The following is an 18,703-nucleotide window of genomic DNA, read 5'->3' as shown; positions in this document are numbered from 1 at the left end:
CCTCCTCCGCCAAGACCAGATTGGCCATTTGCCTGATTTGGCAATCAGCATACATAGGGCAGGGGCGTCGATGCAAACAGCCGATCGGATAACGGCGAGGAAAGACGGGAAATCTCATGGCGAGCGGACAGAAGATTCCGGCAAGAATGACGGCCATCGCGATCTCGGAGCCTGGCGGTCCACGGGTGCTGAAGCCGGAAACGCGCGACGTGCCGCAGCCCGGGCCCGGCGAGATCCTGATCAAGGTGCATGCCGCCGGCGTCAATCGGCCCGATATCCAGCAGCGCAAGGGTGCGTATCCGGCACCGCCCGGCGCATCGGACCTGCCGGGCCTCGAGGCATCGGGCGAAGTGGCCGCCCTTGGCGACGACATATCGCGCTGGCGTATCGGCGACCGCGTCTGCGCGCTGACGCCGGGCGGCGGCTATGCCGAATATGTCAAGGTTCATGCCGGCAGCGTGCTGCCGTTGCCCGCCGGCTTCACCCATACCGAAGCCGCGGCTGTGCCGGAAAACTACTTCACCGTCTGGCACAATGTGTTCGAGCGTGGCGGCCTCAAGAAAGGCGAGACGCTGCTCGTCCATGGCGGCTCGTCCGGCATCGGCACGACAGCAATCCAGCTTGCCTCGGCCTTTGGCGCCTATGTCATCACCACCGCCGGCAGCAAGGAGAAATGCGACGCCTGCCTGAAGCTCGGCGCAGACCGGGCGATCAACTATCGCGAGGCGGATTTCGTCGCCGCAGTCAAGGAGGCGACGGGCGGCAAGGGCGCCAATGTCATCCTCGACATGGTCGGCGGCGACTATGTGGGGCGCAACTACGAGGCTGCTGCGGTTGAGGGCCGGATCGTCCAGATCGCCGTGCAGGCCGGTGCTGTCGCAAGCGCGGATTTTTCGAAGATCATGGTCAAGCGGCTTACCCACACCGGGTCGACGCTGAGGCCACGCACCGTCGAGTTCAAGGCGGCGATCGCGGCGGCGCTGGAAGCGCAGGTGTGGCCGTTGCTCGGCACGCGCAAGGTTGCTCCTGTCATGGACATGATCTTCCCGCTCAGCGAAGCCTGGCGGGCGCATGAGCGGATGGAAGACGGCGAACATATCGGCAAGATCGTGCTCGACGTCGGCTAGGCCGTATCGATACTCGGCCGGCCTGCAGGCCGGGCGAGCGAGGTCCGCGCCCGTGGCTGCCTACAAGATGAACAGAAGCTTAATGCTGCAATGCAGCATTTGCATCATTGCTATGCAAAATCAGCCATTCAAGTCCTCATCGATGACGCCTATTTGAGCACCATCGAAACGAACATCATTTTGGAGGACTACCATGAACCCGATCCGCGCTTTCCGTAACTGGCGTATGTACACCGAGACCGTCCGCGAACTGAACCGTCTCAACGCACGTCAACTCAGCGATCTCGGCATCAACCGCGCCGACATCGAAAAGATCGCCCGCAGGGCTATCTAAAGCCACGTCTGGTCCGCTCCGGCGGACCAGACGTGGAAGCCAGAGCCGCACCAGACGACTTTTGTCGCGGTTCCGAGCCCGCTGGACCCAGTCCGGCGGGTTTTGTCGTTTTGGGGCCGGCAACGACCGAATATGGTTCGACGGCAATCAGGGGTTGACCTCAGCTTTCCACAAGGCATCGGGATGATGCGCCTACTCAGTTTGGCTTGCGGCAATGGCGCAAGCGCAGTCCGGCCGATTGCTTCCAAAAACGTTGCGAAACGACCCGAGAGCGGTTATACAGACCGCGAATTTCCCATTTTGGTGGCTCTAAACCACCGCCCGCGCGGGAACGCGGGCGAACGAGAAGGATTTGTAAAATGGCCAATACGCTGCTGATGCCCAAGGCGACCGCTGTCTGGCTGGTCGACAATACCGCACTTTCCTTCGAGCAGATCGCGCAGTTCTGCGGGCTGCATCCGCTCGAGGTCAAGGCAATCGCCGACGGTGAATCGGCGCAAGGCATCAAGGGCATGGACCCGATCATGACCGGACAGCTGACCCGCGACGAGATCGCCCGTGCCGAGAAGGACCCGAACCAGCGCCTGAAGCTTTCGGACCCCAAGGTCCGGGTGCCCGAATCCAAGCGCAAGGGGCCGCGCTACACGCCGCTGTCGAAGCGCCAGGACCGGCCGAACGCGATTCTGTGGCTGGTGCGCAACCATCCCGAGCTCAAGGACGCGCAGATCTCGCGCCTCGTCGGCACCACCAAGTCGACGATCGAACAGATCCGTGAGCGCAAGCACTGGAATTCGGCCAATCTGCAGCCGATGGATCCTGTCACGTTGGGCCTTGCCTCGCAGATCGACCTCGACATGGAAGTCAATCGCGCCTCGCGCGGCCGCGAACAGGCGCAGCCGGTCGGCGACACGCTGCTGCCGGCGGCCTTGACCGAGCGGCTGGTGCCGGCTCCCGAGAAGCCCAAGGACGAGGATGCCGAACTCGACGCCAACGCCGTGTTCGCCAAGCTTTCGGCCTTGAAGTCGAAGAACACGGACAATGACGACGACGAGTGAGGTTGTCTGACATTCTAATAAAAAGCCCGCTTCGAGCGGGCTTTTTATTGGGTCAACAACTCAGCTGCGCGCCGCGCGATCCGGCGCCATGCCATAATCTTCGCTGCGCTCCACCGCGCGGTAGAAGTCGGCAAGCTGCTTGCCGCGCTCGGGCTTGAAGATGCGGCCAGCGATGACCACGGAGGCGATGCGATCGATGCGGAAGGCGCGAAAATCGTCGCGCATCTCGCACCAGGCGACCAGCGTCCACACCTTGCCCCAAAACCACAGGCCGAGCGGGCGGATATCGCGGGCGGTGCCGCGGCCGGCCTCGTCGGAATAGTCGATGGTCAGCACCTGCCGTTTTTCGACCGCGCGCTCGATCAGGTCAATCGCCTCGCGAGCAGCGTCGCTGACCACCCACATCGGTGTGTGGATCTCAGTGCGGGCGATGCGGTCTTTCTCGGCATCGGGCAATACGGCGCCGATCTTGACCAGCGCCTCGTCGGCGGCCCTCGCCATGGCGGCACCGCCAAAGGCGCGCACCATGCGGGCGCCGGCGACCAGCGCGACGATCTCGTCACGCGTGAACATCAGCGGCGGAAGGTCGAAACCCTCCCTCATCATATAGCCAACGCCGGCCTCGCCGTCGATCGGCACTCCGGTCGACTGCAAATCGGCAATGTCGCGATAGATGGTTCGCTCGGAAACTTCGAGCCACGTGCCGAGCTTCTGGGCAGTGACCAGTCGGCCACCGCGCAGATGCTGCACGATCTGGAAGAGCCTGTCGGCGCGGCGCATCGTATGGTCCCTCGGCGTTGTCTCTATGCATGTCGCCCGAAACCGGTCCACCTCTGGGTGGCATGCATCGTGTTTTCGCGCATGCCGCTATCCCAAAACCGCAGAACACTTTTGGGCGGCATGTATCATGGCTTCAGCCCTTCGCGCTTGCGCTGCGCGGCGACGAACTCCGCGCCGAAGGACAGTTTCTTCGTCGTCGGTGTTTTCGCATCGAGCACGCGCCAGAATGGTGCCACGCCACTCAGCGTCATACCGCGCTGGAGGTCCTCGTTGGCGGCTTCGGCAACAGTGCGCAGATGATAGCCTATGGTGACCGGGCATGTCACTTCGGCGCCATGCTCTATGGCAAGTGCTGTACGCAGCGCACGCATATCCATCTCGACGCCTTCGGGAATCGAGCGGATGAAATCATCGACCTGGCGCGCCGTCGGCACCAGCATAGGCTGGCCTTCGACGACATCGGCCATCGTGCGCGGCGTCGGCCTCACGCCGTTGATGCCTGGTGTGCTCAGTCTGTCGTTCCAACTCTTCATCGATCGTCCTTTAACGCCAATGCGCAGTGTCCGAAGCTGGCACCATTGCACGCCCCTCCTGACAGCATACTGTCAGGAGGCTTCAGCGTACTCCTTGGCGAACAGCGTCCGCATCTGTGCGAGATCGCTGCCTCTTTCGGGGTAGAGCGCCTTCAGAAAGGCGAGTGCGAAGGTGCCTGGTGCCGAGCCCGGTGCGGAAACGATGTTGCCGTCGGCTACGGCATGCGGCACATCCTCGTAGTTCTCGGCACCGGCATAACCGGCTTCATGACCCTTGATCCACTCGCGGCCATTGCTGGTATGCCTGGCCTTCTCGAAAAGGCCGGCTCGGGCCAGCGCCAGCGTGCCGGCGCAGATGCCGCCGACCACGCCGCCGCGCGATGCAATGGCGGCAAGCAGGTCGCCTACATCAGGCGGTGCCTTGCCCGTCCACCGGTCGGAACCAATGACGGCAATGGCATAGAGATCGGCATTCTCGCCGGCGCCTGTTGCGCGATCAGGGATCAGCCGAAAGCCGCTAATGCCCGTCACCTGCTTGCCATCAGGCGTGAGCGACACGGCACGGGCGCCGAACCATTCGACCGCCGAGGCCGCCAGCAGCCCATACTCCCAGTCAGCGAAGCCTTCGATGAAAAGGAAACCGATTGTCTTTTGTTCGGGCATAAGCGCGCTCCGCGTGTCGACCTGTTACCCTGCTTGTTATCTGGGCGTTGACGCGCCCACATCCAATCGCCGGGTCGAAAAATTGGCTTCAATTGCCGCGAGAGCCACGGTCGGCGTACATGTCGGGCCAGCCGATATCCTTGCGAATGTCCGCCGGCAGCGAGTTCATGAACCGCTGGGTGCGGATCTCGTTGCGCATCGTCCGGATCTTGCCGACATAGTGCTGCATGCCGCGCAGAATGGTGTAACCGTTCATGGCTAAGTCTCCTCTCTCTGTGTAGAGGCACTATCGCATACCCCTCCTGACAGCAGTCTGTCAGGAGGATGTCAGGGCGCGAGACAATAGTTGCGGCCGGTGCGCGCGCCGCAGGCAAGGCATCGCTTCTCGCCGCATCGAGCGGTGCCTCAAGGCAGGTTTGCGACGTCCGATTGTTCATGGCGACGACGTTGTTTTCGGCGCCGCTGTTCAGCGTCCGGCGACGGACTGTCGGAATACGAGGCCTTCAGCGAGGTGACCGCAGGTCTGATATGAAGGGAGAAAATTCTTCCCCAACAGCAGGGAGACGACGATGAGCTTGCAACTGACAGGTATCCACCATCTGACCGCCATCACCGCCAATGCGCCTGGCAATCTTCATTTCTACACCAAGGTGCTGGGTCTGCGGCTGGTCAAGAAGACCGTAAACCAGGACGACACCTCGGCCTACCACCTCTTCTATGCCGACGGCGAAGCGACGCCGGGCACCGACCTTACCTTCTTCGACTGGCCGGTCGGCCGCGAGCGGCGCGGCACGCACAGCATCGTGCGGACCAGCCTCAGGGTCGGCAGCCGGGAGAGCCTTGCCTGGTGGAAGCAACACTTGACCGATGAAGGCCTGGCAACTGGAGAGGTCGCCGACATCGGCGGTTATGCGTCGTTGGACTTCGAAGATCCCGAGGGCCAGCGTCTGCGCCTGGTCAGCGATGGCGGCAAGGGCGGCAGCCATCCCTGGGCGCAAAGCCCGGTACCGGTCGAGCACCAGATACGCGGGCTCGGGCCGATCGTCATCAGCGTTCCCGACATCACCAACACCGAAGCGGTGGTGACCAAAGTGATGAACATGCGCAAGGCGCGCGACTATGTCTCGCCGGAGGGGCAGGTTCACGTCTTCGAAATGGGAGAGGGCGGGCCGGCGGCGGAGTTGCATGTCCTGGTGCAGCCGGGACTGGCGCCGGCGCGGCAAGGCGCGGGTGCGGTTCACCATGTCGCCTTCAGGGCGCCGGACCAGGAGACGCTGCATCAATGGACGGCGCGGCTGGCCGAGTTCCGGCTGCCGTCGAGCGGCGAGGTCGAGCGCTATTATTTCCGTTCGCTCTACTTCCGCGAGCCGAATGGCATCCTGTTCGAGATCGCAACCGACGGGCCGGGGTTCACCGCCGATGAGCCGCTGGAAACACTGGGGGAAAGCCTCGCCTTGCCGCCATTCCTCGAACCGAAGCGGGCTTCGATCGAGGCTGGCCTCAAGCCGCTGAAGTAGATCGTTTTCCCAGTCGCAGACGGGCGCCGCGTTCCGACCTAGGATCGCGGCGTCGTTCTTTCTCAGGCAATGAACGACGTGTTTTGACAGCAGGGCGCGTTGCTGGTCAAAGGCGGCATGACGAAATTCCTCGCCCTTGTCATCGTCGGTTTCATGGTCATTCAACTGATCAAGCCGCTCGGCTGGCCAGGCCTCAAGCGACGCGGCGATTTCTGGAAGCTGGCACTGCTCGCCATGGCCGCGATTTCACTGGCGGCCGTGCTCGGGCATTTGACGTAGGACGGCACTTGTCGTCGGTGCCCAATTGCCAAGCACCGGGTCAACCAGATGCTCGGCCCAGGCCCGGTAGCCTGCTTCCGAGGCGTGAAAGCCGTCCGAGGCAAAGCCGGCTTCCGGATTGGTGATCGGCAGGCGCGGCGCCGGCACCGCGCCGCGCTCCAGGCAAAGGCGTTCGCCCATCCGGTTCATGTCGGTGGCGCGAATCTCAAGAATTTTTCCGAGCAGCGGCGGCATGGCCGGCGCCCGGGTAAACTCCAGCACCGGCGACCATACCACGCGTGCTTCCGGCCATTTGGCGCGCAGGCCGTAGAGCAGGCCACCGAACTCCTTCTTGAAGCGCGACACGGAATGAAAATTCTTGGTGTCGTTGGTGCCGATGGCCAGCACGATATGCGTCCACGGTTCGGCCGACAGATTGGGCAGGACATGGTCGCGTATCTGGCCCGACGTTGCCGAATTGAAGCCGGCCGCCCGCCAGCGCACGGCGCGGTCTGTGCTTTGTGAAATCAGCACGGCGAGCTGCGCGGCAAGCCCGTCTTCCGAATTGCCGATGCCGACCGAAGCGGCGGAGGAATCGCCCAGCACCAGAAGCGAGATCGCCGGCGCCTTGCCTGGTATTTCGTGCATGACCGGCCCTTGCGCCGGCAGCATGCGCGTGGTGCGGCGTCGCACGCCGAGGCCTTGCCAAATATAGACCGGGAAGGCGAGCCAGGTGAGTAGGGCCGGGAAGCGCATAGCAGTACCGTTAAACGATCAGCGGCAGCCTTAGCGCATGTTTTGGTCGACGGGAACGCTCTTCAATCGCAGCAACTCGCCTGCCCCGCTTGCTTGCCCTGATATTCATCGTGCAGCCGCACCCAATCCATCAGTCCGTGATAGGGGCCGTTCTCGTTGCGGCCCTTCGGCGTCATGTCGAGATAGTCGTAGGCGCCGATCTGCGCCTCGCCGCCGCGGGCGCGCGACATGAAGGTGAGCAAGATGTCGCCGGTCTCGTCCCGGTAGAAAACGCTGGTGCCGGGAAGCTCCTTCGATGTCCGTGGACGGGTCTCGAAATTGTAGGTGGTGTCGCCGGCGGCGATCTGCTTGTCGGTGAAGGAGACCTGCATGTCGAAGTTGAAATCCGAGGCATAGGACGACACCCAGTCGAACTTCCAGCCCATGCGCTGCTTGTAAGGCAGAAGTTCCGCCAGTGGGGCGCGCGAAACCACGACCAGCGACACGTCGTGATGCCGCAGATGCTGATTGGCGCCGTCGATATGGTCGGCAAGGAATGAGCAGCCCTCGCAATGATTGACGCAGCCCGGCCCGAACATGAAGTGATAGACGATCAGCTGGCTGTTGCCGGCAAACAGGTCGGCCAGTCTCTTCGGCCCTTGCCCGGTCTCGAAGACATAGTCCTTCCGGATCTTCAGCCAGGGCAATTCACGCCGCTCAGCCGCGATCCGCTCGCGGAGCCGCGTCAGTTCCTTCTCGCGCGCCAGATGCGCCTTGTGCGCCTGGAACCAGTCTTCGCGCGAAACGACCTTGTTGCGATGCATGAACCTCTCCCTGAAGTGTCATTCCAAGGACGTTCGGGATGAGCACAACCCGACATCGCCCGAGAGGAAATAAGGACGGAGAGGCTCCGCCCCAAGCCCGGCAAGTCACAAACAAAAAACCCGGGCGCATCGGCCCGGGTTCGAAGGAGGAAGAAAGGACTGTGGTCAGGCGGCCTGTTCCAGGCTCGCCTTCCATTTTCCGAGCGCTGCCAAATGATTCATGTGGGCGCGATGGGTGAAGGCGGCCTGACCGGCGGCGACGTTCGAGGCCTTGCCGCTCCAGGCTTTCTGTGGCGCGGCCTGCAGCGCGCGACCATAGGAGAAGGTCAGCTTCCACGGGTGCGGCCCGATGGCGTTGATGGCGTTGAGGTTGGCGGTCGCCTCCTCGTCCTCCTGGCCGCCGGAGAGGAAGGCGATGCCCGGCACCGCTGCCGGCACGGTTTCGCGGAACAGTTTTATGGTCTTTTCGGCGACTTCTTCGGGGCTGCTCACCTTGCCCGATTTCCTGCCGGCCAGCACCATGTTCGGTTTCAGGATAGTGCCTTCCAGCACGACGCGCGCCGCATGGAGTTCGTCATAAAGTTTGATCAGCGTTGCTTTCGAGATGTCGTAGCAGGTGTCGATGTCGTGGGCGCCATCCATCAGCACCTCCGGCTCGACGATCGGCACGATGCCGGCTTCCTGGCAAAGGGCGGCATAGCGGGCGAGCGCATGGGCGTTGGAGCCGATCGAGGTCCCCGAAGGCACGCCTTTGGCGATATCGATGTCGATCACCGCGCGCCATTTGGCGAAGCGGGCGCCGAGCTTGTAGTAGTCGGCAAGGCGCTCGCGCAGGCCGTCGAGGCCTTCGGTGATGGTGTCGCCGGGAAACCTGGCCAGCGGCCTGGCGCCGGCATCGACCTTGATGCCGGGGATGGCGCCGGCCGCCTTGATGATGTCGACCAGCGGCGTGCCGTCGGCGGCCTTCTGGCGGATCGTCTCATCATAGAGGATTACGCCGGAGATGTAGCGGGTCATCGCTTCCCTGGTGCGGAACATCATCTCGCGGTAATCGCGGCGGCTGTCGGCGGTCGATTCGACGCCAATGACGTCGAAGCGCTTCTTGATGGTGCCGGAACTTTCGTCGGCGGCCAGCAGGCCCTTGCCATCGGCGACGATCGCAGCGGCAATGTCTTCGAGACGTTCGCTCATTGTTGCTTCTCCTGAAACGGTTGTTCCGCGCTTAACGGAAGTCTACCGCCAAAGGAATGGCATCGGAAAGCTCGAATCGATTGAAAGCCTCGGGCGGCCTTGTTCGCTCTCCGAGTGTTGATCGCCTCGGAGCCTCAGCGCTTCAAGACGTCGACGCCGGGCAGCGGCTTGCCTTCCATCCATTCCAGGAAAGCGCCGCCGGCGGTCGAGACATAGGTGAAGTCGTCGGCGACGCCGGCATGGTTGAGCGCCGCCACCGTATCGCCACCGCCGGCGACCGAGACCAGCTTGCCGGCCTTGGTGCGCGACGCCGCGTGCTTGGCAGCTGCCACCGTCGCATGATCGAAGGGCGCGATCTCGAAGGCGCCGAGCGGGCCATTCCAGACCAGTGTCGCGGCGCGGTCGATCCATTCGCCAATGGCCGTCACGGTTTTGGCGCCGACATCGAGGATCATGCCGTCGGCCGGCACATCCGATATAGCGACGGTCTCGCAGGCCGCGCCCGCCTTGAACTCCCTGGCGACGACGCCGTCGACCGGCAGGATGATGGCGCAGCCGGCCTCGGCCGCCTCGATCATGATCTGCTTGGCGGTCGCGGCGAGATCATGCTCGCACAGCGATTTGCCGACATTGGTGCCACGCGCGGCAAGAAAGGTGTTGGCCATCCCGCCACCGATGACGAGGGCATCAACCTTCTTCACCAGGTTCATCAACAGATCGATCTTGGTCGAGACCTTGGCGCCGCCGACAATGGCGACGACCGGACGAACCGGTTTTCCCAGGCCCTTCTCCAGCGCCTCAAGCTCGGCCTGCATGGTGCGGCCGGCGAAGGCCGGCAACAGATGCGCCAGCCCCTCTGTCGAAGAATGCGCGCGGTGCGCGGCCGAGAAGGCGTCGTTGACGAAAATATCGCCATTGGCGGCGAGTTTTTCCGTGAAGGCCGGCTCGTTCTTCTCCTCGGCCTTGTAGAAGCGGGTGTTTTCGAGCAGCAGCACGTCGCCCTTGTTCATGGCGGCGACAGCGCTTCCGGCCGTGTCGCCGACGCAATCCGAGGCGAAACCAACGGGACGGCCGAGCACGTCGGCTGTCGCCCTGGCGATAGGCTCCAGCGAGAATTCGGGCGAGGGGCCATCCTTGGGCCGGCCGAAATGGGCGAGCAGGATGACCTTGGCGCCCTTGGCCGATAGCTCGGCGATAGTCGGTGCGATGCGTTCGATGCGGGTGGCATCGGTGACTTTGCCCTCAGTGACAGGCACGTTGAGGTCGACGCGCACCAGCACGCGCTTGCCGCTGATGTTGCCGATATCGTCGAGTGTCTTGAAGGCGGCCATGCGGGTTCCTTTCGCGAAAAACCGGGGGACCATACCCCGCATCGGTGACGATGCAAGGCTTAGGGCGCGCTCGAACCGAAATTTTGAAGTGGGTACGATCTTGCGCCGGCGGGGCGGATGAATGGCAGCGCTCAATAGCGGTTTTGTCAGCTTTCGGTTGCTGCCTTTTCCGGCGCTGGCTCCGGGGCCGGCTTTTCGTCCGCCTGCGCCTCGGTCTCCTGCGTCTCGGTCGGCTTGCGCCAGTTGCGGATGAAGGCGGAAAGACGGTCGCCGATTTCGCCGGCGCTGAGGAAGACCGGCACCCGCGCCACCGGCGCGGTCGGCTCGAAAGACAGACCGAGGCCTATGATCTTGCCCTTGTCGTCGACGTCGCGGACGATCAGTTCTATCGGGCCGAGCAGGACGCGGTCGGCATATTCGGCATGGCCGCCGAGCCGCGCCGTGACCAGCGCGCCAACGGTGAGCTTTTGCTCCGCTTCGGCCAGGCCCGGCGTATAGGCCGCTTCCAATTCGGCGGCTGAGCGCGCGGGATCGACGGCGAAGGCACCGAAGAAATCGGCGTCCTCGGGATCGACCACGGCACGGCTGGCGAACAGCTTGTCGAGCAGGCGCGGATAGCGGTCCGGCACGAAAATGTAGACCTGGTCGCCGGCGGCGAGCCGGCCCATATCCTGGAAGCGCATCGAGCGGCCGTCGCGCAACACCAGCGAGGGTCGCGCCCAGCGTGGGATGCGCTCGCCGCGCGCCACCGGGCTGCCGTGTGCGACGCGATAGGCGAGAAGCTCGTGATGGGCCGAGCCCGGCAGTTCCAGCTCGACCTTGTCCAGCGGTCCGAGCCGTGCCGGCACGATCAGGCCGAGGCGGCGCGCCAGCGGTCCGACCGTCCAGCCCTGGATGACCAGCGATACGAGCACGATGATGAAGGCGGTGTTGAAGATGACACGGCCGTTTTCCAGGCCGCCGAGCAGCGGGGTGATGGCGAGCAGGATCGACACCGCGCCGCGCAAGCCGACCCACGAGATGAAGGCGACTTCGGGGCGCGGCAGACGGAACGGGATCAGGCAGAGCCAGACGGCGACTGGCCGCGCCACGAACATCAGGAATAGGCCGAGCAGCACCGCCGGCACCATGATCGCCGGGAACTGCGACGGCGTCGCGAACAGGCCGAGGATGAGGAACATGATGATCTGCGCCAGCCACGACATGCCGTCCTGGAAGCGCTTGAGGATGGTGACGGCTCGGATGTCGGAATTGCCGGCGATAAGGCCGGCGATATACACCGCCAGGAAGCCTGAGCCGCCAATGGCGCCGGCTGCTGCAAACACCATCAGCGACAAGGTCAAAACGAAGATCGGCAGCAGGCCGTGGTCGAGATTGAGCCGGTCGACGAGGCGCACGATGGCGAGACCGCCCAGCACGCCTACGATTGCACCGAGGCCCATGTTGAGGAGGAAGCCGAGGAACAGGCTGGTGACCAGAACATTGGTCTCGGGGTTGGCGTGGGCGGCGATGATTTCTACCAGCGTGATGGTCAGGAAGATGGCGATCGGGTCGTTGGTGCCGGATTCCACCTCCAGCGTCGAGCGCACGCGTTCGCGCAGATTGATCTCGCCGGCTCGCAACAGGAAGAACACGGCCGCCGCATCTGTGGAGGCGACGGCAGCCCCGAGCAGGAAGGATTCCAGCCAGGTGAGATCGAGCAGATAATGGGCGGCGACGCCGAACAGGCCGGTGGTGACAAGCACGCCGAAGGTCGCCAGCGACAAAGCCGGGCCTGCAGCCTGCCGCAAGGCGTTGAGCGGCGTGCCGAAACCGGAATCGAACAGGATGACGGCCAGCGCCAGTGAGCCGGCAAAATAAGCGATGCGGGCGTTGTCGAACTGGATACCGAGTCCGTCGGTGCCGGTGGCGAGGCCAATGCAGAGAAACAGGAGCAGAAGAGGGGCGCCGAAGCGGAAGGCGATCAGGCTCGAAAACGCGGCGGCGACGACAAGCGCTGTGCCGACCAGCGTGACGAGATAGATCGCATGCTCCATCCTGAAATCAGCCCCTCAAATTCGTCTGTCTCCTGCTTTGCGAGAGAGTGGGGCGAAGACGTGACCAGTGCAAGGCGGCAGGGTGGCTTTTTGGCCTATGCCGCTGATTTTTGGATGTTTTGGCGTCCAGGACACAATTTGGAAAGGCGCAAGCTGCGCTCATGAAAAACGCCCGGGCAAAGCCGGGCGTTCCAAGTCTCGAAAAGAGAGTTTTGTGATCAGGCGATGGTCTTGCCGAAGGCGACCGATGTGTCGCCCATGCGGTTGGAAAACCCCCATTCATTGTCGTACCAGGACAGCACCGACACGAAGTTGCCGTCCATCACCTTGGTCTGGTCGAGCGCCATGATCGAAGAGCGCGGATCGTGGTTGAAGTCGATCGACACATTCGGGTGATGGGTGACGCCGAGAATGCCCTTCAGCTTGCCGTTGGAGGCGGCGATCACCGCGTCGTTGATCTCCTGCACCGTGGTCGAACGCCTGGCGATGAACTTGAAGTCGACGACCGAGACGTTCGGGGTCGGCACGCGGATCGAGATGCCGTCGAGCTTGCCCTTCAGGTCGGGCAGCACCAGCCCGATGGCCTTGGCGGCACCGGTCGAGGTCGGGATCTGCGACAGGGCGGCGGCACGGGCGCGGTAGAGATCCTTGTGCATGGTGTCCAGCGTCGGCTGGTCGCCGGTGTAGGAATGGATCGTCGTCATCATGCCCTTTTCGATGCCGACCGTCTCGTGCAGCACGGCTGCCAGCGGCGCCAGGCAGTTGGTGGTGCACGAGGCATTCGAGATGACGATGTGGTCCTTGGTCAGCTGATCGTGGTTGATGCCGTAGACGACTGTGAGGTCGGCACCTTCGGCCGGGGCCGAGACGATGACGCGCTTGGCGCCGGCGGTCAGGTGTGCCGCCGCCTTGTCGCGGGCGGTGAAGATGCCGGTGCATTCGAGCGCGATGTCGATGCCCAGTTCCTTCCACGGCAGCTGCGTCGGATCCTTGATGGCGGTGACCTTGAACGTCTCCTTGCCGACGGTGATCTGGTCGCCGGACACCGAGACTTCATGCGGGAAACGGCCGTGCACGCTGTCGTAGCGCAAGAGGTGCGCGTTGGTCTCGACCGGGCCGAGGTCGTTGACGGCGACGACGTCGATGTCCTTGCGGCCGGATTCATGGATGGCGCGCAGGATGTTGCGGCCGATGCGGCCGAATCCGTTGATGGCAACTCTGACGGTCATAATTCTCTCCCTGGGAGTTGGAGGGCGGATGAGGGGTCCGCAGTTTCATAGCTGTGGAAGCAGAAAGAATCCAGCCGCGGTGGCGTGGATTTAAATCGATTAAGTTGGGCCGGCCCGGCGAGACCGCCTTACGCGATTTCGCCGAACCTTGAACCTATTTGGTATGCAGGCGGGCTTCCGCCGCCTTGGCCGCGGCTTCGGCGGTAATGCCGAAATGCGGATAGAGTTGCTCGATCGTGCCCGAGGCGCCGAAGCCTGTCATGCCGACGAAGATGCCGTCGGAGCCGATCAGATGATCCCAGCCCTGGCGTATGCCGGCTTCGATCGCCATCTTGATTGGCGCGTTGCCGATCGTTTTCTTGCGGTAGTCGTCGCTCTGCTGGTCGAACAGGTCGAAGCAGGGTACCGAGACGACGCGGGTCGGATGGCCGTGCTTTTCCAGCAGGTCGCGGGCGCCGAGTGCGATCTCGACCTCGGAGCCGGTGGCGAAGATCGTCACCGCTGCCTCGCCGCTGGCGGCAGCCAGCTCATAGGCACCCTGGCTGCTCAAGTTCTTGGCAACGAATTCGTTGCGTACCGTCGGCAGGTTCTGGCGTGTCAGCGCCAGCGTCGACGGCGTCTTTTCCGACTCGAGGGCGATCTGCCAGCATTCGGCGGTTTCCACAGCGTCGGCCGGGCGGAAGACATTGTGGTTGGGAATGGCGCGCAATGCGGCCAGATGCTCGACCGGCTGGTGGGTCGGGCCGTCTTCGCCCAGACCGATGGAATCATGGGTCATGACGAAGATCGAGCGGATGCCCATCAGTGAGGCCAGCCGCATCGACGGCCGGGCATAGTCGGAGAAGCACATGAAGGTGCCGCCATAGGCGATGAGGCCGCCATGCAGCGTCAGGCCGTTGATCGCAGCCGCCATGCCATGCTCGCGGATGCCGTAGTGGACATAGCGCTGGCCATAGTCGTCCGACGTGATGTTCTTGGTCTGGCTGGTCTTGGTGTTGTTGGAGCCGGTCAGGTCGGCGGAGCCGCCGATGGTCTCGGGCACGGCGCCGTTGATGACTTCCAGCGCCATCTCGGAAGACTTGCGGGTGGCGACCTTCGGCTTGTCGGCCGACAGCTTCTTCTTGTAATCAGCGATGACGGCGTCGAAATTGGACGGCAGCTTGCCGCTGATGCGGCGCTCGAACTCGGCCTTCAGCTTGGCATCGGCCTTGGCCAGGCGGCCTTCCCAGTCTGTACGCGCCTTGACGCCGGCCTTGCCGGCGGTGCGCCAGGCGTCGAGGATGTCGGCTGGAATCTCGAAGGGCGGCGAATCCCAGTTGAAGAACTTGCGCGCTCCAGCGATTTCGTCGGCGCCCAGGGGGGAGCCGTGCGCCTTGTTGGTGCCAGCCTTGGTTGGCGCGCCGAAGCCGATGGTCGTCTTGCAGGCGATCATCGTCGGCTTGTCGGAATGGCGGGCAGCTTCGATGGCATAAGCGATGGCTTCCGGATCGGTGCCGTCGATGTGGCTGGCATTCCAACCGGAGGCCTGGAAGCGAGCGACCTGATCGGTGTTGTCGGACAGCGAGACCGGGCCGTCGATCGAGATGTCGTTGTTGTCCCAGAAGACGATCAGCTTGTTGAGCTTGAGATGGCCGGCAAGCGCGATGGCTTCCTGGGAAACACCTTCCATCAGGCAGCCGTCGCCGGCCAGCACATAGGTGTAATGATCGACGAGATCGTTGCCGAAGGCGGCGTTCACGATGCGCTCGCCGAGCGCGAAGCCGACCGAATTGGCGAGACCCTGGCCGAGCGGGCCCGTCGTCGTCTCTATGCCGGCGGCATGGCCATATTCGGGATGGCCGGCGGTCTTCGAGCCCAACTGACGGAAGTGCTTGATCTGGTCGAGGGTCATGTCTTCGTAGCCGGTCAGATGCAGCAGCGAATAGAGCAGCATCGAGCCATGGCCGGCCGACAGGATGAAACGGTCGCGATCGGCCCAGTGCGGGGCCCTGGGATCATATTTCAGGAAGCGCGTGAACAGCACCGTGGCGATATCGGCGCAGCCCATGGGCAGGCCGGGATGGCCGGAATTTGCCTTCTCGACGGCGTCCATGGAGAGAAAGCGGATCGCATTGGCCATCCGGTCATGTTGTTCACGCGACGTCATGGTTCCTCCAGAAGTGGGGGTTTGGGGGCTTGGGAGAGCCCTTGAAAAGGGTGCGCGACACATAGCAGGCGCGGGCTTTTAGTCAACAAATCGGGTGCACATTTGCCGGTCTTGTGATGCCGGCGGCGGACCTACATTAGCGTTAGCGGGGGACAGTCGCGAGAGCTTTGTTGACGTTGCCTTCACCCGGTGCCTAATGTTTCAGAGATAACGCGTTCTGAACGTGAACGATTCGGTGATGGGCAGGGCACAGGACGAAGGCCATGACCGGGGAAGCCACACTCAAGGAAGTCATCGCGAGGCTGGGCAAAGCCATCGAGGGGCTGGAAAACGCCGTCGCGGCCAAGCTCGAGCATGAACGCGACTACTCCGAAGCCGAGGCCGAGGTGCAGCGGATGAACGCCGATCGCTCGCGGCTGGCGCAGGAACTCGACAATTCCGAAGCGCGTGCCGAACGGCTGGAAGATGCCAACAAGGAAGTCTCGCGACGTTTGGTGACCGCCATGGAAACCATCCGCGCCGTGTTGGACAGATAGGAGCTGGCCCGATGGCACAGGTCACGGTTTCAATCGACGGCAAGCAGTATCGCATGGCCTGCGACGAGGGCCAGGAAGAGCATCTGATCGACCTCGCCGAGCGCTTCGACCGCTATGTTTCACACCTGAAGGACTCGTTCGGCGAGATCGGCGATCAGCGGCTGACCGTGATGGCCGGCATCATGGTGATGGATGAACTCTCGGAGTTGCAGAAACGCGTCAAGGGCATGGAAAGCGAAGTGCTGACCCTGCGCAAGACCCGCGACGAGGCTCTGACCAAGGCCGACAAAAGCGATAGCGTGCTGACCAACGCGCTTGGCGCGCTGGCGCAGCGCATGGAAGATCTGACGGCGACGCTCGCGGTCAACAAGACCTGAAGCGGCGCGGCACTTCGCTCAACCAAAAGGCTTTCCTGCGCTTTTGGCTTGACCGGCAGCATGAAAATGCTCGCTCTGCCGCCGACAAGAGTTTCATATTATCTCGCGGTCACGATTTTTGCGCTAAGATGCGGCGACGCCGGAGCGTGGATGCCTTGATGGCGGCATGGTTTGCCGTGGCCCTCGCTCCTGACGGAATCTGTTGTAGGGGAGATTTGCCATGAGCCTTCGTATCAACGACATTGCGCCGGACTTCAGCGCCGAGACAACGCAAGGGACGATCAAATTCCATGACTGGATCGGTGATGGCTGGGCGATCCTGTTCAGTCACCCGAAGAATTTCACGCCGGTCTGCACGACCGAGCTTGGCACGATGGCCGGGCTGGAAGGCGAATTCAAGAAACGCAACGTCAAGATCATCGGTATTTCCGTCGATCCGGTCGCGAGCCATGACAAGTGGCAGGCCGATATCAAGACCGCGACCGGCCATTCGGTGAACTATCCGCTGATCGGCGACAAGGACCTCAAGGTCGCCAAGCTCTATGACATGCTGCCAGGCGGTGCCGGCGAGACGTCGGAGGGCCGCACGCCCGCCGACAACGCCACGGTGCGCTCGGTCTACGTCATCGGACCTGACAAGAAGATCAAGCTGGTGCTGACTTACCCGATGACCACGGGGCGCAATTTCGATGAGATCCTGCGCGCGGTCGATTCCATGCAGCTCACCGCCAAGCACCAGGTGGCGACACCGGCGAATTGGAAGCAGGGCGAGGACGTTATCATCACCGCTGCTGTCTCCAACGAAGACGCGATCAAGCGCTTCGGCGCCTACGAGACCATTTTGCCCTATCTGCGGAAGACCAAGCAGCCATCGGCCTGATCCCAGGCGCTTCGGAACGATCTTTGGCCTTCTCGCCCTTGCGAGCCAAGTGATACTTGACTGCCGCACCCGAGCGGACAACCATGCTCCTCTCGGGTGTCGTCAGAGAAAATCATTCCTGGCGACCGAGAGTTGGGGAAGCCGGAATTGGACGTAGCTTTGGCCAAGCCGCAGGTCAGCGGCTTCTATGACAAGCCGACCGGGGCCATCCAGTATGTCGTCGCCGACCAGGCGACGAAGCGATGCGCCATCATCGATCCGATCCTTGATTTCGACGAGAAATCCGGTGCTACGGCAACGAGGAATGCCGATGTCCTGCTCGACTTCGTCAGCGAACAGGGACTGAGCGTCGAATGGATCCTCGACACCCATCCGCATGCCGACCATTTCTCGGCGGCGCACTATTTGAGAGAGAAGACCGGAGCGCCGACAGCGATCGGCGACAGGGTCGTCGACGTCCAGAATTTGTGGAAGGCGATCTACAACTGGCCGGATTTTCCCGCCGACGGTTCGCAGTGGGACAGGCTGTTTGGTGAAGGCGAAACCTTCAAGGTCGGCACGCTTCCGGTCAAGGTGCTGTTCTCGCCTGGCCATACGCTGGCCTCGATCACCTATGTCATCGGCGATGCCGCCTTCGTCCACGACACGCTGTTCATGCCCGACAGCGGCACAGCGAGGACGGACTTTCCCGGCGGCAGTGCCGCGCGGCTCTGGCGCTCGATCCAGGACATCCTGGCATTGCCGGACGAAACGCGCGTCTTTGTCGGCCATGACTATCAGGCAGGCGGCCGCGAGCCCTTATGGGAAAGTACGGTGGCGGCGCAGAAGGCCAGCAATATCCACCTTGTCGCCGCGCGCACCGAGACCGAGTTCGTCGCCTTGCGCGAGGCTCGCGACAGGACGCTGCCGATGCCGCGGTTGATCCTGCATGCGTTGCAGGTCAACATGAATGGCGGGAGGCTGCCGGAACCGGAAGCCAATGACCGGCGGTATTTGAAGTTTCCGCTAGATGGGCTTTGAGGGCTTTGCCGGCCCGGCGCCTTTCAGAACCTGGGTTCCTCGCCCCACGTAGTGGGCTAGGCGATTCACACATCTCGCAGGCTCCAGCCGTGTGCTATGGATTGGAAGTACTGAAGGCCGTGGCGGAAGGT

Annotated in this window: 20 protein-coding genes; 9 read left to right on the top strand and 11 right to left on the bottom strand. The window is 62.9% G+C overall.

Annotated features, from left to right (window positions below; genetic code table 11):
• The first annotated feature begins 116 nt into the window (after positions 1 to 116).
• The 3 genes from EOA13_RS28485 (at position 117) to EOA13_RS28475 (ending at position 2,516) form a co-directional block, all read left to right on the top strand.
• Positions 117 to 1,127 carry an NAD(P)H-quinone oxidoreductase gene (locus tag EOA13_RS28485; RefSeq protein WP_127296847.1) on the top strand — a complete coding sequence of 337 codons (1,011 nt, stop codon included), beginning with the start codon at positions 117 to 119 and terminating at the stop codon, positions 1,125 to 1,127.
• Between the two features lie 193 nt (positions 1,128 to 1,320).
• Positions 1,321 to 1,461 carry a DUF1127 domain-containing protein gene (locus EOA13_RS28480; protein WP_013529236.1) on the top strand — a complete coding sequence of 47 codons (141 nt, stop codon included), beginning with the start codon at positions 1,321 to 1,323 and terminating at the stop codon, positions 1,459 to 1,461.
• Positions 1,462 to 1,820: 359 nt separating this feature from the next.
• Positions 1,821 to 2,516 (top strand): DUF1013 domain-containing protein, encoded by a 696-nt coding sequence (locus EOA13_RS28475; RefSeq protein ID WP_023810957.1) that lies wholly within the window; start codon positions 1,821 to 1,823, stop codon positions 2,514 to 2,516.
• Positions 2,517 to 2,576: 60 nt separating this feature from the next.
• On the opposite strand, the gene EOA13_RS28470 is transcribed toward EOA13_RS28475, so the two are convergent.
• From EOA13_RS28470 to EOA13_RS28455, 4 genes are all read right to left on the bottom strand, one after another.
• Positions 2,577 to 3,296 (bottom strand): YafY family protein, encoded by a 720-nt coding sequence (locus EOA13_RS28470; protein WP_013529238.1) that lies wholly within the window; start codon positions 3,294 to 3,296, stop codon positions 2,577 to 2,579.
• Between the two features lie 125 nt (positions 3,297 to 3,421).
• Complete coding sequence (locus tag EOA13_RS28465) at positions 3,422 to 3,829, bottom strand: hypothetical protein (RefSeq protein ID WP_023810958.1); 408 nt, start codon at positions 3,827 to 3,829, stop codon at positions 3,422 to 3,424.
• A 72-nt stretch (positions 3,830 to 3,901) separates the two neighbouring features.
• Positions 3,902 to 4,492 carry a DJ-1/PfpI family protein gene (locus EOA13_RS28460; RefSeq protein ID WP_023810959.1) on the bottom strand — a complete coding sequence of 197 codons (591 nt, stop codon included), beginning with the start codon at positions 4,490 to 4,492 and terminating at the stop codon, positions 3,902 to 3,904.
• An 88-nt stretch (positions 4,493 to 4,580) separates the two neighbouring features.
• Complete coding sequence (locus tag EOA13_RS28455; protein ID WP_023810960.1) at positions 4,581 to 4,748, bottom strand: hypothetical protein; 168 nt, start codon at positions 4,746 to 4,748, stop codon at positions 4,581 to 4,583.
• 313 nt (positions 4,749 to 5,061) lie between these two features.
• Here EOA13_RS28455 and EOA13_RS28450 point away from each other — a divergent pair, with 313 nt between their 5' ends.
• Together EOA13_RS28450 and EOA13_RS28445 are read left to right on the top strand one after the other, a co-directional pair.
• Positions 5,062 to 6,009, top strand: a complete 948-nt coding sequence (locus tag EOA13_RS28450; RefSeq protein ID WP_127296846.1) for a ring-cleaving dioxygenase — start codon at positions 5,062 to 5,064, stop codon at positions 6,007 to 6,009.
• Between the two features lie 99 nt (positions 6,010 to 6,108).
• A complete protein-coding gene (locus EOA13_RS28445; RefSeq protein ID WP_032899099.1) occupies positions 6,109 to 6,288 on the top strand; it encodes a hypothetical protein in 180 nt (59 codons plus the stop codon).
• On the opposite strand, the gene EOA13_RS28440 is transcribed toward EOA13_RS28445, so the two are convergent.
• The 7 genes from EOA13_RS28440 to tkt form a co-directional block, all read right to left on the bottom strand.
• On the bottom strand, positions 6,256 to 7,023 hold the full coding sequence (locus EOA13_RS28440) for an SGNH/GDSL hydrolase family protein (protein ID WP_127296845.1): 768 nt from the start codon (positions 7,021 to 7,023) through the stop codon (positions 6,256 to 6,258). The genes EOA13_RS28445 and EOA13_RS28440 overlap by 33 nt on opposite strands.
• A 62-nt stretch (positions 7,024 to 7,085) precedes the next feature.
• Positions 7,086 to 7,826 (bottom strand): thioredoxin family protein, encoded by a 741-nt coding sequence (locus tag EOA13_RS28435; RefSeq protein ID WP_127296844.1) that lies wholly within the window; start codon positions 7,824 to 7,826, stop codon positions 7,086 to 7,088.
• A gap of 165 nt (positions 7,827 to 7,991) precedes the next feature.
• Complete coding sequence (locus EOA13_RS28430) at positions 7,992 to 9,017, bottom strand: class I fructose-bisphosphate aldolase (RefSeq protein ID WP_127296843.1); 1,026 nt, start codon at positions 9,015 to 9,017, stop codon at positions 7,992 to 7,994.
• A gap of 134 nt (positions 9,018 to 9,151) precedes the next feature.
• Complete coding sequence (locus EOA13_RS28425) at positions 9,152 to 10,348, bottom strand: phosphoglycerate kinase (protein WP_127296842.1); 1,197 nt, start codon at positions 10,346 to 10,348, stop codon at positions 9,152 to 9,154.
• Between the two features lie 146 nt (positions 10,349 to 10,494).
• Positions 10,495 to 12,384 (bottom strand): potassium/proton antiporter, encoded by a 1,890-nt coding sequence (locus EOA13_RS28420; protein ID WP_127296841.1) that lies wholly within the window; start codon positions 12,382 to 12,384, stop codon positions 10,495 to 10,497.
• 218 nt (positions 12,385 to 12,602) lie between these two features.
• Positions 12,603 to 13,613, bottom strand: coding sequence for a type I glyceraldehyde-3-phosphate dehydrogenase (gene gap / locus EOA13_RS28415; RefSeq protein ID WP_127296840.1), 1,011 nt, complete (start codon positions 13,611 to 13,613; stop codon positions 12,603 to 12,605).
• Positions 13,614 to 13,767: 154 nt separating this feature from the next.
• Positions 13,768 to 15,759, bottom strand: a complete 1,992-nt coding sequence (tkt, locus tag EOA13_RS28410) for a transketolase (RefSeq protein ID WP_127296839.1) — start codon at positions 15,757 to 15,759, stop codon at positions 13,768 to 13,770.
• A 263-nt stretch (positions 15,760 to 16,022) separates the two neighbouring features.
• Between tkt and EOA13_RS28405 the strand changes: the two genes are divergently transcribed.
• The 4 genes from EOA13_RS28405 to EOA13_RS28390 all read left to right on the top strand — a co-directional run bounded on the left by EOA13_RS28405 (position 16,023) and on the right by EOA13_RS28390 (position 18,572).
• Entirely contained in the window at positions 16,023 to 16,295 is a 273-nt protein-coding gene (locus tag EOA13_RS28405; RefSeq protein ID WP_013529251.1) for a DUF4164 domain-containing protein, read from the top strand.
• 11 nt (positions 16,296 to 16,306) lie between these two features.
• The gene (locus EOA13_RS28400) at positions 16,307 to 16,672 is read left to right on the top strand and encodes a cell division protein ZapA (RefSeq protein WP_127296838.1); all 366 of its coding nucleotides are present in this window, start codon (positions 16,307 to 16,309) and stop codon (positions 16,670 to 16,672) included.
• Positions 16,673 to 16,892: 220 nt separating this feature from the next.
• Entirely contained in the window at positions 16,893 to 17,552 is a 660-nt protein-coding gene (locus EOA13_RS28395; RefSeq protein ID WP_127296837.1) for a peroxiredoxin, read from the top strand.
• A gap of 147 nt (positions 17,553 to 17,699) precedes the next feature.
• A complete protein-coding gene (locus tag EOA13_RS28390; protein WP_127296836.1) occupies positions 17,700 to 18,572 on the top strand; it encodes an MBL fold metallo-hydrolase in 873 nt (290 codons plus the stop codon).
• Positions 18,573 to 18,703: the final 131 nt, after the last annotated feature.

Source organism: Mesorhizobium sp. M7A.F.Ca.US.011.01.1.1 (genome assembly GCF_003998295.1).
Lineage (GTDB): Bacteria > Pseudomonadota > Alphaproteobacteria > Rhizobiales > Rhizobiaceae > Mesorhizobium.
Note: the sequence above shows the minus strand (reverse complement) of the source record. Positions and strands in the feature narration are given on the sequence as shown.